Here is a 14726-nt window from a genome sequence, read left to right as displayed (position 1 = left end):
AGGAAGAATTCTTAGACGTAATAAGTGTTGATATGAACTTATATTATTGAATTGTAAGGTCCCTTACTAGATTCGACTGGTGAGGGGCTTTCCTATTTCTAGCTAAATAAGTTCAAGGAATTACTATGAAAAAGCCAAAAACAAATGAGCAAAATACTCAGGCAGATATCAAAGGCAGCCCCTCAACAGACAATCCATTTTCTAATGTGTTGAAATCAGGTGAGGTTCCCAAGTTGGGCGTTAGAGCCATAGGGACGGTGATTTATGAAATTGCGCAGAACAGTAAAGACCAACAACTCTACTTTCGTATTGCAGGGCAATCCGGTGGGGCAGGGTTGCATTCAAAGCACTGGATTCAACTATCTCAGCTACTAGCACTAATAGAGTCTCAAGGTGATAAGCCGTGGAAAAGCCAGTTGTATAAAGAATTGTATGAAAAAGGCTCAGCGAACAATCAGGGATTTTGTGCTGCCATAGTACGAGGCCTTGGTCTAGCTACGAGAGCCGGAGCTTCTATGTATCAGCATGTCGTATCGGAAAAGTACCAAGAGAACAGAGATGCATTACTGCTCTTAGTGAAAGATCAACAAACCTGACATGAGAGGAATCAGTACAAAACCAGACAATTCACCATCTGGTGCAAACGCTTCAACGTAGAGGATTTTAACAAACTGCGTCCTCATCGGACGCACTATATCTAACCTTGCAAACCCTCGGAATGGGAATGCCCTCGCATCCCCGTAACGCATTAGAATATGTAGGTCGTTGTGCAAAATGCTACTGGTAGACAAATCCTCGCGATATATCAATGGCGTACGATGAGGTCGTGTTCTAATACAAAACATCGACACTCAGACCTGTTGAACGCCAGCAACTAACTCTAGCTGACTATCGGCTAATTTAGCTGACTGCTTTGCGGGAACTATTCTGAGCTTATCCCTGTATTGAACAACAACTGTGCCATTTTTTCCCCATAAAGTGTCTGTCTCGTTCATGTAGTGTCTAGAAATTATATCAGCAATAGTCTAACCTTGCTGTATATTTGTACAGGCTTGTGTGGGGGTACAGGCATGGAGATATGGGTATTGGATTCAGATAACTTGGGACCGTTGAAACTGAAGCAGGCTCCATGTGATGTTACTGTAATTGCGGCATCGAACAATCGACGATTGCTACCTGTGGTCGATGGAGTGACCGTTGGGTGTCTGGTTCCACTCTGGAGACAAGCATCGGACTTAGACTGATTGCTGATACTGCTGTTGAACTATCACAATCAGGCGATTCGCTGTCTCCTGGTAGCGTGTTACGTGTGTACACACGCGATATCGGTTTGGCATACGGGGTGAGACAACTAGCGTCTCAATACAAAATTAAATTCAGATGGCACAAAGGTTACACACAGGGGGGGACATATGGAGATGCAAATGTTAGTTGATGCTAAGGCGAGGCAGCTAGGCGTCAAACCTGAACGTTTACTGGAATTGATTGCGGACAGGGTTGTTTCTGATGATTGCAGTGTTGAACATGATATCTATGCAATTCTGATTGAGCTAACAGAAAAAGGCATCAAAAATAAATGGCTTTGAATAAGGTGATCGTGACAATGTCCAAAAAAACATGCAGTGGAGTAAATGTACAGTAACCATAGTCTACCAATTTCAGGGGGACTTAACAATGAAGGCAAGTTACCACTTGTCGGGTAAAGGCTGCACCAAATGTGCTGGAATTAAAGTTGATATTGGTTCTAATGAGGCAACTTTACCGTATAGCAATGATTTCCGAGCCTTGTTTTCATAAGTAGCCGTTGGTTAGTTTCTAGATAAATTGGTGATCCCATGGTTAGAAAGTTAACGAATGAAGAATTTATTCAGCGAGCTAGGGGGGTTCATGGTGAAAAGTACAAATACGATGCTGTCGCTTATCAACTTACCCACGATCCTGTAACCATAACCTGTCCAGTACACGGGAATTTTGAGCAGACCCCTAATGACCATTTGAATGGAAGAGAAGGCTGTCCCGGTTGTCGAGCCGACAAATGGAAAATTGCTGGTAAGGCGAAATTTATTGAAAGGGCAACCAAAGTGCATCAAGTTAAGTTCGATTACTCTAAAGTGATTTGGAATGGTCATTGTTGCAAGGTAATCATAACCTGCCCAGATCACGGGGACTTTACGCAAACCCCTCGGGACCATATTTCAGGGCGCAACGGCTGTAAGAGCTGTGTAATGGAGGCAAAACAATCTTTGTTTCTGAAGTCCACTGAACAGTTCATTGAAGATGCAATTAAGGTGCATGGCAAGAAGTACGATTACTCGAAGGTTGAGTATAAAGGAGCTTTTGTAAATGTAATCATAACCTGCCCAGAGCACGGGGATTTTGAGCAACACCCAAGTAATCATCTTGCAGGTAAAAGATGCTCTAAATGCGCAGGGATACTGGTAACTGACACTGAGAGCTTTATTGAAAAGGCAAGCAGGGTTCATGAAGGGAAATACAGCTACCCTAGAGCAATTTACACAACTGATAAAGGTAAGGTAACGGTAACCTGTCCAGAGCATGGGGATTTTATACAGGTATCTAGTAACCATCTGCAAGGTTGTGGCTGTCCGGAATGTGGTAAAAATGGTTACTACAACCCTAATATTACGGGGTTCCTCTACATTCTAAAGATTGATAATGACTTAATGAAAGTCGGCATCACAAACAAACCAGAGCAACGTCTCAAAGACAATAAGCGAAACATCAATGGTGTAGTGGAACAAATTTACCTGTTTGAGTTCTCTGACGGACACATTCCTTTGTTGTTAGAGAAGGAAGCTTGTTCGTCAATGGACATTGTTGGTTTTATTCAGAATGATGGAAAAGTATCAAAAGAAATTGGACAATTTGATAGCTACGTAATCTGGAGAGTGTGTATGAGTGCTTTAAGGGAAAATGGGATAATTGTATATGAAAAGCCTAATGATAAGATGACGGATTAATTCAACTTCCTCAATACACACCAACCCAACCTAAAAGCCTAGATCGCTGGGTCGGTCACACTAGACTGACCTAGCTATCATCCCTCAAGCCTTGCTCTACCTGACTTCCAAGACATAGCTTTCCCCGAATCACAGCACCAATTTCTCTCGTCCGGTCTTCCTCCGGTCTTTAACGTAATTTTTAGTGGTTTCCCCGACGGCGTCGACGGTATCCGCAACGGAACTCTATCTGAATTTCTCAGGGTAATTCATCTGATACCAGCCAGCCGACTCAGCACCCTAGTACATAGCAGAATCGCACTACAGTCACCTAGGGCAGAGTTATCCCTGATTCGAGTATGAATATCAGTCTAGTGCTTAGCGGCTGGTTCTGGCCCTGAGAGTGAGTCTGAGGTGGTTCTAGTTGAATGGCTTTACGATAAAACCGACCAATTACCCTGAGATGGTAATTGGTCGTTAGAATGCTGTTTTCCCCTGAACTATCAGCTTCATTAGCTTTTGGATCATGGGTGGTCATTCCCTCTCTTAACTAGGTATCTAAATCATCTATATATTAATAACTGGAGCCTAAGGGAACGGATGTTGGTTATATTTTTGTTGGTTTAGGCGGCGAGTTTTTCTGTGGTCCGGCAGTGGTGTTAAGTGGCATCAATTGGCTCAGGTTACACTCAGACAGATGAATGACGATTCTGTTAGCGAATATCGGCTTGAGATTGGGAATGTGGTTCTGTGGTGACTACGTGGGGAGATTCGGTTAGGTCGATGGACTAGAGCTTACCGGAAGTCATTGCGGACCGGATATGGACCGGACTAGAAAAGATAAAGGCGTATGAATTTCTCCATACGCCTTATCAAGAATTTGGTGGCCCCTCCCAGACTTGAACTGGGGACCAATCGATTATGAGTCGACTGCTCTAACCACTGAGCTAAGGGGCCTTAATAGGTGAACGATTATAGGGGAAGCGTTGCAAGGTGTCTAGACACTAGATAGGGCAATTGCGCTTAGTTTTTATTCACTTAGTATCGTCAATAATAAAAAAGGTGACCTAGGGTCACCTTTTTTGATTTTAATCGCTTGGATTATTCGTCTAAGAAGCTGCGCAGTGTTTCTGAACGGCTTGGGTGACGAAGCTTACGTAGAGCTTTTGCTTCGATCTGACGGATACGTTCACGAGTAACGTCGAACTGCTTACCCACCTCTTCTAGAGTGTGGTCAGTGTTCATGTCGATACCAAAGCGCATACGAAGTACTTTCGCTTCACGTGGCGTTAGGCCGGCAAGGACATCTTTTGTTGCCATTTTTAGGCTTGTCGCTGTTGCAGAATCTAACGGTAGTTCTAGCGTTGTATCTTCGATGAAATCACCTAGATGCGAATCTTCGTCGTCACCGATAGGTGTCTCCATAGAGATAGGCTCTTTAGCGATTTTCAGAACTTTACGAATCTTGTCTTCTGGCATTTGCATACGCTCTGCCAGTTCTTCCGGTAACGGTTCACGACCCATCTCTTGTAGCATTTGACGAGAGATACGGTTTAGCTTGTTGATCGTTTCGATCATGTGTACCGGAATACGAATCGTACGTGCTTGGTCTGCGATAGAACGAGTGATAGCCTGACGGATCCACCACGTTGCGTAAGTCGAGAACTTGTAACCACGACGGTATTCGAACTTATCTACCGCTTTCATCAGACCGATGTTACCTTCTTGGATAAGATCCAAGAACTGTAGACCACGGTTGGTGTATTTCTTAGCGATAGAAATTACTAGACGTAAGTTCGCTTCAACCATCTCTTTCTTCGCACGACGAGCTTTCGCTTCACCGATAGACATGCGACGGCTGATATCTTTAATGCTTTGTACAGTCAGAGATGTCTCTTCTTCAATCATTTTTAGTTTCATGATTGAACGACGAATCTCTTCTTCACTGCGTTTGATCTTTTCTGCGTATGGTTTGTCTGAAGCAAGCACTTCATCTAACCAAGCATCATTTGATTCATTACCAGTGAACAGTGCGATGAATGATTTCTTCGGCATTTTGCCGTATTCAACCGCAGCTTTCATGATTAAACGTTCTTGTGTGCGAACACGATCCATTGCTGTACGCAGTTCATTCACTAGGTGATCGAACTGTTTTGGCGTTAGACGGAACTCTTTGAATACGTCTAGCATTAGCTCGTTAGCAACAGTTGCTTTCGGGCTTTCGTAGCCGTGCTCGTTGATCGCAAGCTGAAGGTTTTGGTAAGTGCTGCGTAGCTGGTTGAATTTCTCAAGCGCTAGCTCAGGATCAATACCTACGTCTTCTTCTGTTTCCGATTCTGAATCGTCATCGCTGTCTTCATCATCATCTTCAACGTCTTCTTCGTCTTCATCTTCAAGATCAGTTTCAGACAATTCAGAACCGATGTGCGTTGCCGTAGGTGCAGCAGTATCTTCTGCATCAGGATCAACGAATCCAGAGATCAGGTCTGTAAGGCGTAGCTCTTCAGCTTGAACTTTGTCGAACTGCTCAAGAATGTAAGGGATAGTGCCTGGGTATTCAGCAACAGACGATTGAACTTGGTTAATACCTTCTTCAATGCGTTTTGCGATGTCGATTTCGCCTTCGCGAGTCAGCAGCTCAACAGTACCCATTTCACGCATGTACATACGTACTGGGTCTGTTGTACGACCAATTTCACTTTCTACGCTAGAAAGTGCTGCTGCTGCAGCTTCAGCTGCATCTTCATCGGTAATGTTTGTGTCATCGTTCAGTGCAAGATCATCAGCATCTGGGGCAGTTTCTACTACCTTGATACCCATGTCGTTGATCATTTGAATGATGTCTTCTACCTGTTCTGAATCTACGATTTCAGCAGGTAGGTGGTCATTTACTTCGGCGTAGGTCAGATAGCCTTGTTCCTTGCCTTTAATAACAAGTGACTTTAGCTGTGACTGCGGATTTTGATCCATAGACGGTATCCAACTTCGTAATCTGGTGAAGGAATCAGTATGCGAAATGCAAACCACTTACTATAACAAATTAAATTGTTGCTGACTAATTAATCAGGGTTACGCTTTCAAGTCTCTCATGATTAAATCTTGAAGCTCCCTTTTTTCTTCGGTTGATAAACCGACACTTCTTGCTTTGGCCTGCAGGTTTTCAATTTGTTTTTCTACGCACTGGGCAATGATTTTGTCCAGTGAGTCAAAAAATACTTCTTCTTGATTGTCTTCATCGAGGGGGATATCCCAGCTCGCAAGACGAGACAGAAGTGTCTCATTTTGGCTGTTGCGCCAATGCTCTAATAATTGGCCTGTGTTGATATGGGGATGCGATTGACATTTATCAAGTACATCAACAAATAAACTTAAACCTGGTATGGATAGCTCTTTTACGCTTGAGAGATCCGGTACCATTTGAGCATAGCTCGGATTTTGGATAAGTAGAGCGATAACCTCACGCATTGGCGTTCGTTTGATCTCTTTATGCGGCTGAGGTCGAGTATCCGTATTTTTTCTACGAGCCTGACGTAAGTTGTTGTCAAACCCCGTACGCTCATCCAAAAGTTTTTCAAGTAACTCCTGAAAGTATGGGTCAGGAATTTTGTCGATCAAGGCACTGGCGTAGGCTCTTAGTGCTGATTTACCCTCATGATTCCCTAAATTAATTTGGTGAAGTTCAATGAGGTTGTCAAACAAGTAACTTGATAGTGGCGTCGCGTGCTCTATTTGCTGCTCAAGTGCCGCTTTACCATATTTACGTACGTAGCTGTCAGGGTCCTCACCATCTGGTAGGAATAAGAACTTTAACGTATTACCCGTTTTTAGGTACTGAAGCGCATTTTCCAATGCACGCCATGCCGCTTCTTTACCAGCACGGTCACCATCGTAACAACACACTACGGTATTGGTCTGACGGAACAACATCTGAATGTGATCGCCAGTGGTGGATGTTCCGAGTGAAGCAACAGAGTAATCTACGCCATACTGGGCTAGCGCGACAACATCCATATAACCTTCAACCACTAAAATTCGTGGCGGTTCACGGTATGCTTGCAATACTTCATACAGGCCGTAAAGCTCTTTACCTTTATGAAATATAGGCGTTTCTGGTGAGTTGAGGTATTTAGGTGTGCCATCGCCAAGTACCCGACCACCAAAGCCAATTACACGCCCACGGCGATCTCTAATAGGGAACATAATACGACCACGGAAGCGGTCGTAGCGGTTACCTTTTTCGTTTTCAATCAACATGCCACCGGTTACCAGCATGTCTTGATTGTCTTTTTGTTGGCCGAAGTTCTTACGAACTAAATCCCACTCATCAGCTACATAGCCAATACCAAACTTTTGAACTATCTCACCGGATAGGCCGCGGTTTTTAAGGTATTCAATCGCGACTTTACTTGCCGGCTGTTTGAGTTGGTTACGATAAAACTGCCCAATATTGCCCATGAGATCGTAAAGGCTGCGCTTTTCGCTGCTGCTTGCTTGTGGGCCAGATTGGGATTGTCCACAACCGCTTCGCTGTTCACGCGGAACATCTAGTCCGAGGTAGGAAGCTAACTCTTCTATGGCTTCGACAAAATCGAGCCGTTCGAACTCCATAACGAAGTCGATGGCATTGCCGTGCACACCACATCCAAAACAGTGATAGAACTGCTTCTCTTGGCTGACGCTGAAAGAAGGGGTCTTTTCATTGTGGAAAGGGCAGCAAGCACCGTAGTTTTTGCCTTTTTTCTTAAGTTTCACGCGTGCGTCGATGATGTCGACAATATCAAGCCGAGCTAGGAGATCATCAATAAAACTGCGAGGGATGTGTCCAGCCATAAAACCTAACAAAAAAAGAAACAAATGAGATAGGTAGATAAGTGAATAAAGCAATCGCACAAGGGGTGCGTATCAAATCAGTTATCCAGATACAAACAAGCCGTGCGTTCCAAAGGATAGCACGGCTTGCTGCAATTGGGTGGGATGTTAAGCCAATTTAGCGCGAACTAAACCGCTCACTTTACCCATATCTGTACGCCCTTGAATTTGTGGCTTCAGAACGCCCATTACTTTGCCCATGTCTTGCATGCCAGCTGCACCAGATTCAACAATTGCTTTCTCGATAAGAGAGGCAACTTCTTCATCTGTCAGTGGTTGAGGCATAAAGTCCTCAAGAACGGTAATTTCTGCTTGTTCCACATCAGCAAGATCTTGACGACCAGCCGCTTCATATTGCGTAACAGAATCGCGACGTTGTTTAACCATTTTAGTCAACACAGCAATAATGTCGTCATCGGACAGAGTGATCTGTTCGTCAACTTCACGTTGTTTAATTGCTGACAGGGCTAAACGAATAGTGCCAAGGCGCAATTTGTCCTTGGCTTTCATCGCTAATTTTTGCTCTTCTTTGAGTTGATCAATCAGAGCCATAACTAAATTCCTTTCGGGAGCTCAGTTATTAGTACAGGCGAACGCGACGAGCGTTTTCGCGAGCTAGCTTCTTAGCGTGACGCTTTTGAGCTGCTGCTTTAGCGCGTTTGCGAACTGTAGTTGGTTTTTCGTAGTGCTCACGACGACGCACTTCAGAAAGGATACCTGCTTTTTCGCAAGAGCGCTTGAAACGACGTAGTGCAACGTCGAACGGTTCGTTTTCACGTACTTTAACTACTGGCATATGCCTTTCACCTCAGGGGTTATTCGTTAACGCTGGCGTTCAATGGACCAAATCACAATTGTTTGATCACTTACCAGCTTGATCAAAAATGGTGCGGAATTTTAATCCGATCACAACAGCTTTGTAAAGCCTTTTATCGTTTATTGTCTGTACAAAATTTGTTTGAAAGGGAAAGGCAGGGTAATATGACGCCCAAATTTCCTCTAGACAGAAAGCATACTGAGAAAACCATGCGCATTATCGGTATTGAAACCTCTTGTGACGAGACAGGCATCGCAATCTATGATGATGAAAAAGGCTTGTTGTCACACCAATTATACAGCCAAATTAAGCTACACGCAGATTATGGTGGCGTTGTTCCTGAGTTAGCTTCACGTGACCATGTTAAGAAGACCATTCCTCTTATTAAAGCAGCGTTGAAAGAAGCAAACTTAACGCCGAAAGATATTGATGGTGTGGCGTACACGGCGGGTCCGGGTTTAGTTGGTGCGTTATTGGTTGGAGCAACGATTGGCCGCAGTATTGCTTACGCGTGGGGAGTGCCAGCCGTACCTGTTCACCATATGGAAGGTCACTTGTTGGCGCCTATGCTCGAAGATAACCCACCACCGTTCCCATTTGTGGCGGTATTGGTGTCAGGCGGCCACTCTATGATGGTCGAAGTAAAAGGCATTGGTGAGTATAAGATCCTTGGTGAGTCAATTGATGACGCCGCGGGTGAAGCCTTTGATAAAACCGCTAAACTGATGGGCTTGGATTACCCAGGTGGTCCATTACTGTCTAAGCTGGCAGAAAAAGGCACGCCGGGTCGCTTTAAGTTTCCACGTCCGATGACGAATGTACCTGGTTTGGACATGAGTTTTTCTGGTCTAAAAACCTTTACAGCAAACACGATTGCAGCCAACGGTGATGATGAACAGACTCGTGCCGATATTGCTTACGCATTCGAAGATGCGGTATGCGCAACACTCGCGATTAAATGTAAGCGAGCACTTGAACAAACCGGTATGAAACGCATCGTTATTGCGGGTGGCGTGAGTGCTAACCGTCGCTTGCGAGCGGAACTTGAGAAGTTAGCGAAGAAAGTTGGCGGCGAAGTTTACTACTCACGTACTGAATTTTGTACAGATAATGGCGCGATGATTGCGTACGCTGGTATGCAACGCCTGAAGAATGGCGAAGTGTCTGACATGGCTGTAGAAGCACGTCCGCGTTGGCCGATTGATCAACTCAAGCCGATTGCGTAGTCTTGACTAAAATGATTCGTTAATTTGAAAGGTCTCTGAATGCAGAGACCTTTTGTTTATGGTCTCTTTGGACACCGTTGAAATGATGGATACGTTCAAACCGACACATGGAAATAAGCATGAACAAAATTGAAATTGAAGGTCAGTCACTCGCATACTTAGATAAGGGAAAGGGGCCAGTATTACTGTTTGGCCACAGTTATCTTTGGGATAGCCAAATGTGGGCGACTCAAATCGAAGTATTGAGCCAATCATATCGCTGTATTGTGCCAGACCTTTGGGCGCATGGTGAATCCGATAACGCACCGAGGTCTATGCGTTCGTTGGTGGATTATGCTCAGCACATGTTAGCATTGATGGACCACCTAGAAATCGAGCAATTCTCTATTATTGGTTTATCGGTTGGTGGTATGTGGGGAGCTGAGTTAACTTCTCAAGCACCACAGCGAGTGAAATCCTTGGTACTGATGGATACTTTTATCGGTTTAGAGCCGGAAGTGGCACACAAGAAATACTTCACAATGCTTGATACCATCGATGAACTTCAGTCTGTACCAGCATCGATTGTGGATGCGGTAACGCCATTGTTCTTTGCGAATAATGCCGAGCAAATTAATCCCGAACTGGTTGCATCATTTAGACAGAGGCTTGAATCATTACATGGCGAGCGAGCGGTCGAAGTAGCCCGAATTGGTCGCATGGTATTTGGTCGTCGTGATGTGATTGAAGATTCTGAAATGTTTGCTTTGCCAACCTTGATTGCTGTTGGTCGAGAAGATAAACCGCGTCCAGTGTTTGAGTCTTACTTGATGAGCGATTGTATTACGGGCAGCAAACTGGTGGAGATCCCACAAGCAGGCCACATTAGCTCACTTGAACAACCAGAATTTGTGAATCAGATGCTGATTGATTTCTTAAATAGCGTGCACGTGCAGTAGGGAATCAATCCCAAACGAAAACTCGGTATTATGCCGAGTTTTTTTCTGCCAGTTTTTTCTCACCGATCTTTGGTTCTTCACCAGAAAGTAGCCGACGAATGTTTTGGTGGTGTTTAAAGACAATCAAACAGCACAGCATGGCAACGGGCAAGGTGTATTGCGGCTTAAACATCCAAGCATAGAAAGGCGTGACCAGTACCGTCACTAAAGCGGCAAGCGAAGAGTAGCGGAATAATACGGCCACTAAGAGCCAAGTGATCATCACCAGACCAGTTAGGTCTAATCCGATAGGTGCAATTGCGCCTAATGCGGTTGCGACGCCTTTCCCTCCTTTAAAATGGAAGAAGATAGGGTACATGTGACCTAAACAAGCGGCTATGGCGATGACCCCAAGAATAATTGGATCGATGCCTAAGAAATAGCCTCCCCAAACAGGGATGGTGCCTTTGAGCATATCGCAAAGCAGTACAGACGCAGCAGCGCCTTTGCCCCCGATGCGCAGAACATTGGTAGCTCCAGGATTATGAGAGCCGACATCACGAGGGTCTGGCAGTTTTAACAAACGACAAATCAATACCGCGCTGGAGATCGAGCCCAGCAAGTATGCGGCCATTGTCATTATGAGAGCCAGTGCGTCCATAGAGGTCCTTGATGGATTGGAAATTAATGCTCAGTTCCAGAGTAGTTGCTATCATAGCGCGATTCTGCGGTGATCAAAATCACTCTCTGCGATTGAACTTGCATTATGAGTTTTCTTGTATATAAAGGGGCTTCACCGCTTCTATACCCAAGCGGCTTTTTCGCCCTTGCTATTTGGCTGTCGGTCACTTAGGTGGCTTGGGTATAGAATTTTACGATCAAATTGCCCTAAATGGGTATCCGACCTCTGAAACAGAAGGACACAAGATGGCTCTGGATAAAGTCTTTATTGAACAACTTGAAGTGATCACAACAATCGGCGTTTACGATTGGGAGCAGCAGATCAAGCAAAAGTTAGTTTTAGACATTGAAATGGCACATGACAATAAGCCAGCAGGCAAGAGCGATGATGTGCAAGATGCTTTGGATTACTCACAAGTGAGTGAAGCGGTATTGAATCACATCGAGAATGGTCGCTTTTTGTTGGTAGAGCGCGTTGCAGAAGAAGTTGCAGAGCTGATCATGCAACGCTTTTCTGTGCCTTGGGTGAAAATTCGCTTAGCGAAACCGGGTGCGGTTCCTCAAGCTCGCGCCGTAGGTGTCGTGATTGAACGAGGCCAAGCATGATAAAAGCCTATATCGGAATAGGTACGAATATTGATAGAGAGCGACATGCGAAGATAGCTTTCCAAGAGTTACAGCAGTTAGGCTCTGATCTTTGCGTATCGCCGATATATGAATGCGAGCCTATCGGGTTCAGCAGTTCTCGTTTTTATAATTTTGTCATCGGCTTTTCTACTCATTTATCACTTAACGAGCTCAGTGATCGTTTACGTGAAATCGAATACAAATGGGGACGAGAAGAAGATGCACAGAAGTATCAAGATCGCACGTTAGATCTCGATATCGTTTTGTTTGGTGAGTGTGTTTCGCAACAAAAACCTGAGCTACCTCGCAGTGATATCTATAAATATCCTTTTGTCACAAAGCCTCTGTATGATCTCGAACCTCATTTGGTGATACCAGGTGATGGACGAACAATCGCAGAGGTTTGGCTAGCGATGCAGCCTATCGACTCACTCAAACCCGTTTCTTTTTCTTTTTAATTTTGAGCTATTTACATGAGTTATTTTGAAGCCTTTATTTTGGCTCTTATTCAGGGGCTTACTGAGTTTTTACCGATCTCTAGTTCAGCACACTTGATCTTGCCATCGGCGATTTTTGGTTGGGAAGACCAAGGCTTGGCATTTGACGTTGCGGTTCACGTGGGGACGTTAATGGCGGTGGTGATTTACTTCCGTCAAGAAGTGATCACGCTGTTTCGCGCACTATTTGGTTCGATCTTTAAAGGCGAACGCAGTAAAGAGTCTAAGCTTGCATGGATGATTGTGATCGCGACGATCCCTGCGTGTGTGTTTGGCCTATTAATGAAAGACATCATTGAGGTTTACCTGCGCAGTGCTTATGTTATTGCGACCACCACCATCATTTTTGGTTTGCTGCTTTGGTGGGTAGATAAGAACGCGAAGCTCATTGCTGATGAGTATCAAACTGGTTGGAAAAAAGCCTTGTTCATTGGTATTGCGCAGGCTCTGGCGATGATCCCTGGTACATCTCGCTCTGGCGCAACTATCACTGCTGCACTTTACCTTGGCTTTACTCGTGAAGCTGCCGCTCGATTCTCATTTTTAATGTCTATTCCGATTATCACACTAGCGGGTGGTTATTTAGGGATGAAACTTGTGACGAGTGGAGAGCCGGTGCACGTTGGTTTCTTATTGACGGGTATTGTCACGTCGTTCATCAGTGCGTACATCTGCATTCACTTCTTTTTGAAGATGATTTCACGCATGGGTATGACGCCATTTGTTATCTACCGTCTGATTCTAGGTTTTGGCTTGTTTGCCATCTTACTGAGTGCGTAGCTCACAGCTCGATGAAGAACGCTGTTCTACCAAGAGCGTCAGATAAATTTAAAATGCCCACTCAGTTGAGTGGGCATTTTTTTGGTTACTTATTCGGATTGGTTTAGGTTCTATTTAGTGCAATGCAAACCGACTCAATGCGACGTTTTTCTTGTTCATCGCGAATGGCTGGCCCTTTGAAACCATCTTTGATAATGGCTTGAACCTCAACGGATGCCGCGGCTTGGTAAGCTCGCATAAACAAGCTGGCTTGCGGATAAGGTTGGTTTTCTGATCCTTTGCGCCCTGCATGGTCGGCTTGGCAGCAAATGAGAATATCTTGTAAGCGTTGGGGCTTGCGCCATACATCAAACTTGTTGAGGATCTTGATGATAGTTTGTGGCTTTAGCTCCGCAGCACGATGAATATTCGAATGTTGTTCACACACCATTAAGGCTAAATCACGGAACTCATTGGGAACTCGAACGCGATCGCACAAATTTTTGATCAGTTTTAATCCAGTATGGCAGTGCATTTTGTGGCTTGGCCATTCACTTTCTGGTGTCACACCTTTCCCTAAGTCATGCACTTGTGCCGCAAACCTAACGGGTAAGGAATCACTCAGTTTCGCAGCTTGCTGAGCGACCATTAAGGTGTGGATTCCGGTATCGATTTCTGGGTGCCATTTCTCTGGTTGAGGTACACCAAATAGCGCATCAATTTCAGGAAGAACAATGGCTAACGCGCCACACTCTTTTAAAACGGATAAGAATACATCTGGACGAGAGGTTGAAAGTGATTTGTGCCACTCTTGCCACATTCGTTCTGGTGTTAGTGTGCTTAATTCTCCGTTGTGAACCATATCGCGCATCAGTTGCATGGTTTCTTCTGCGACGTGAAAATCGAGGTGTGCCAGTTTTGCGGCAAAACGAGCCACCCGGAGTACGCGTAATGGATCTTCGATAAATGCCGCTGAAACATGACGAAGTACTTTTGCTTGTAGATCTTTTTGGCCGCCATAAGGATCATAGAGTTTACCCTCGTTATCCATTGCCATGGCATTGATGGTCAGATCGCGTCGAATCAAGTCATCTTCAAGCGTGACACTTTGATCAAAGAAACATTCGAATCCCGTATAACCGGCCCCTGATTTTCTTTCAGTGCGCGCTAGGGCGTGTTCTTCTTTTGTTTTTGGATGAAGGAATACGGGGAAGTCTTTGCCAACGGCGGTATAACCTTGGCTGAGCATGATCTCCGGGGTGGAACCCACCACGACCCAGTCTTGGTCATAACTACGGATTCCGAGCAAATGATCTCGAACGGCGCCACCAACTAAATAAACTTGCACGAATTACCTCTGAATTTATCGATAT

Annotated in this window: 14 protein-coding genes and 1 tRNA gene; 8 read left to right on the top strand and 7 right to left on the bottom strand. The window is 44.8% G+C overall.

All coding sequences use genetic code 11. The features are described from left to right. The first annotated feature begins 125 nt into the window (after window positions 1-125). The 3 genes from KHN78_RS05950 (at window position 126) to KHN78_RS05940 (ending at window position 2981) form a co-directional block, all read left to right on the top strand. Window positions 126-596, top strand: coding sequence for a hypothetical protein (locus KHN78_RS05950; RefSeq protein WP_211915448.1), 471 nt, complete (start codon window positions 126-128; stop codon window positions 594-596). Window positions 597-1424: 828 nt separating this feature from the next. Continuing rightward, window positions 1425-1586, top strand: coding sequence for a hypothetical protein (locus tag KHN78_RS05945; protein WP_211915447.1), 162 nt, complete (start codon window positions 1425-1427; stop codon window positions 1584-1586). A 249-nt stretch (window positions 1587-1835) separates the two neighbouring features. After that, entirely contained in the window at window positions 1836-2981 is a 1146-nt protein-coding gene (locus tag KHN78_RS05940; protein WP_211915446.1) for a DUF723 domain-containing protein, read from the top strand. Between the two features lie 860 nt (window positions 2982-3841). Here the strand turns inward: KHN78_RS05940 and KHN78_RS05935 are convergent. From KHN78_RS05935 to rpsU, 5 genes are all read right to left on the bottom strand, one after another. After that, window positions 3842-3917 (bottom strand) — tRNA-Ile (locus tag KHN78_RS05935). Window positions 3918-4061: 144 nt separating this feature from the next. Next, window positions 4062-5930: an RNA polymerase sigma factor RpoD gene (gene rpoD / locus KHN78_RS05930; protein ID WP_211915445.1), complete on the bottom strand. Its 1869-nt coding sequence runs from the start codon at window positions 5928-5930 to the stop codon at window positions 4062-4064. Between the two features lie 99 nt (window positions 5931-6029). Next, a complete protein-coding gene (gene dnaG / locus KHN78_RS05925) occupies window positions 6030-7790 on the bottom strand; it encodes a DNA primase (RefSeq protein WP_211915444.1) in 1761 nt (586 codons plus the stop codon). A 147-nt stretch (window positions 7791-7937) separates the two neighbouring features. Then, a complete protein-coding gene (locus tag KHN78_RS05920) occupies window positions 7938-8381 on the bottom strand; it encodes a GatB/YqeY domain-containing protein (RefSeq protein WP_211915443.1) in 444 nt (147 codons plus the stop codon). Between the two features lie 28 nt (window positions 8382-8409). Continuing rightward, entirely contained in the window at window positions 8410-8625 is a 216-nt protein-coding gene (gene rpsU, locus KHN78_RS05915; protein WP_001145625.1) for a 30S ribosomal protein S21, read from the bottom strand. 230 nt (window positions 8626-8855) lie between these two features. On the opposite strand from rpsU, the gene tsaD reads away from it, so the two are divergent. Continuing rightward, entirely contained in the window at window positions 8856-9872 is a 1017-nt protein-coding gene (gene tsaD, locus KHN78_RS05910; protein ID WP_211916517.1) for a tRNA (adenosine(37)-N6)-threonylcarbamoyltransferase complex transferase subunit TsaD, read from the top strand. A 119-nt stretch (window positions 9873-9991) separates the two neighbouring features. After that, window positions 9992-10810: an alpha/beta fold hydrolase gene (locus KHN78_RS05905; protein ID WP_211915442.1), complete on the top strand. Its 819-nt coding sequence runs from the start codon at window positions 9992-9994 to the stop codon at window positions 10808-10810. A gap of 28 nt (window positions 10811-10838) precedes the next feature. Here KHN78_RS05905 and plsY read toward each other — a convergent pair whose 3' ends face one another. Continuing rightward, window positions 10839-11450, bottom strand: coding sequence for a glycerol-3-phosphate 1-O-acyltransferase PlsY (gene plsY, locus KHN78_RS05900; RefSeq protein ID WP_128811710.1), 612 nt, complete (start codon window positions 11448-11450; stop codon window positions 10839-10841). Window positions 11451-11716: 266 nt separating this feature from the next. Between plsY and folB the strand changes: the two genes are divergently transcribed. From folB to KHN78_RS05885, 3 genes are read left to right on the top strand one after another with little or no spacing between them, the layout of a single operon-like run. Then, window positions 11717-12076 carry a bifunctional dihydroneopterin aldolase/7,8-dihydroneopterin epimerase gene (gene folB / locus KHN78_RS05895; RefSeq protein ID WP_005436044.1) on the top strand — a complete coding sequence of 120 codons (360 nt, stop codon included), beginning with the start codon at window positions 11717-11719 and terminating at the stop codon, window positions 12074-12076. Beyond that, window positions 12073-12555, top strand: coding sequence for a 2-amino-4-hydroxy-6-hydroxymethyldihydropteridine diphosphokinase (folK, locus tag KHN78_RS05890; RefSeq protein WP_211915441.1), 483 nt, complete (start codon window positions 12073-12075; stop codon window positions 12553-12555). Before folB ends, folK begins: the two co-directional genes overlap by 4 nt. Window positions 12556-12570: 15 nt before the next feature. Beyond that, window positions 12571-13374 carry an undecaprenyl-diphosphate phosphatase gene (locus tag KHN78_RS05885; RefSeq protein ID WP_211915440.1) on the top strand — a complete coding sequence of 268 codons (804 nt, stop codon included), beginning with the start codon at window positions 12571-12573 and terminating at the stop codon, window positions 13372-13374. Between the two features lie 103 nt (window positions 13375-13477). Here KHN78_RS05885 and KHN78_RS05880 read toward each other — a convergent pair whose 3' ends face one another. Then, a complete protein-coding gene (locus KHN78_RS05880) occupies window positions 13478-14701 on the bottom strand; it encodes a multifunctional CCA addition/repair protein (protein WP_211915439.1) in 1224 nt (407 codons plus the stop codon). Window positions 14702-14726: the final 25 nt, after the last annotated feature.

Source organism: Vibrio sp. B1REV9 (assembly GCF_905175395.2).
GTDB lineage: Bacteria > Pseudomonadota > Gammaproteobacteria > Enterobacterales > Vibrionaceae > Vibrio > Vibrio alfacsensis.
This window is presented reverse-complemented; position numbering and strand designations above follow the sequence as displayed.

Excerpts from the sequence above, each read along its gene's own strand:
- KHN78_RS05950 (WP_211915448.1), top strand. The coding sequence starts at position 126 with ATGAAAAAGCCAAAAACAAATGAGCAAAATACTCAGGCAGATATCAAA.
- KHN78_RS05945 (WP_211915447.1), top strand. The coding sequence starts at position 1,425 with ATGTTAGTTGATGCTAAGGCGAGGCAGCTAGGCGTCAAACCTGAACGT.
- KHN78_RS05940 (WP_211915446.1), top strand. The coding sequence starts at position 1,836 with ATGGTTAGAAAGTTAACGAATGAAGAATTTATTCAGCGAGCTAGGGGG.
- rpoD (WP_211915445.1), bottom strand. The coding sequence starts at position 5,930 with ATGGATCAAAATCCGCAGTCACAGCTAAAGTCACTTGTTATTAAAGGC.
- dnaG (WP_211915444.1), bottom strand. The coding sequence starts at position 7,790 with ATGGCTGGACACATCCCTCGCAGTTTTATTGATGATCTCCTAGCTCGG.
- KHN78_RS05920 (WP_211915443.1), bottom strand. The coding sequence starts at position 8,381 with ATGGCTCTGATTGATCAACTCAAAGAAGAGCAAAAATTAGCGATGAAA.
- rpsU (WP_001145625.1), bottom strand. The coding sequence starts at position 8,625 with ATGCCAGTAGTTAAAGTACGTGAAAACGAACCGTTCGACGTTGCACTA.
- tsaD (WP_211916517.1), top strand. The coding sequence starts at position 8,856 with ATGCGCATTATCGGTATTGAAACCTCTTGTGACGAGACAGGCATCGCA.
- KHN78_RS05905 (WP_211915442.1), top strand. The coding sequence starts at position 9,992 with ATGAACAAAATTGAAATTGAAGGTCAGTCACTCGCATACTTAGATAAG.
- plsY (WP_128811710.1), bottom strand. The coding sequence starts at position 11,450 with ATGGACGCACTGGCTCTCATAATGACAATGGCCGCATACTTGCTGGGC.
- folB (WP_005436044.1), top strand. The coding sequence starts at position 11,717 with ATGGCTCTGGATAAAGTCTTTATTGAACAACTTGAAGTGATCACAACA.
- folK (WP_211915441.1), top strand. The coding sequence starts at position 12,073 with ATGATAAAAGCCTATATCGGAATAGGTACGAATATTGATAGAGAGCGA.
- KHN78_RS05885 (WP_211915440.1), top strand. The coding sequence starts at position 12,571 with ATGAGTTATTTTGAAGCCTTTATTTTGGCTCTTATTCAGGGGCTTACT.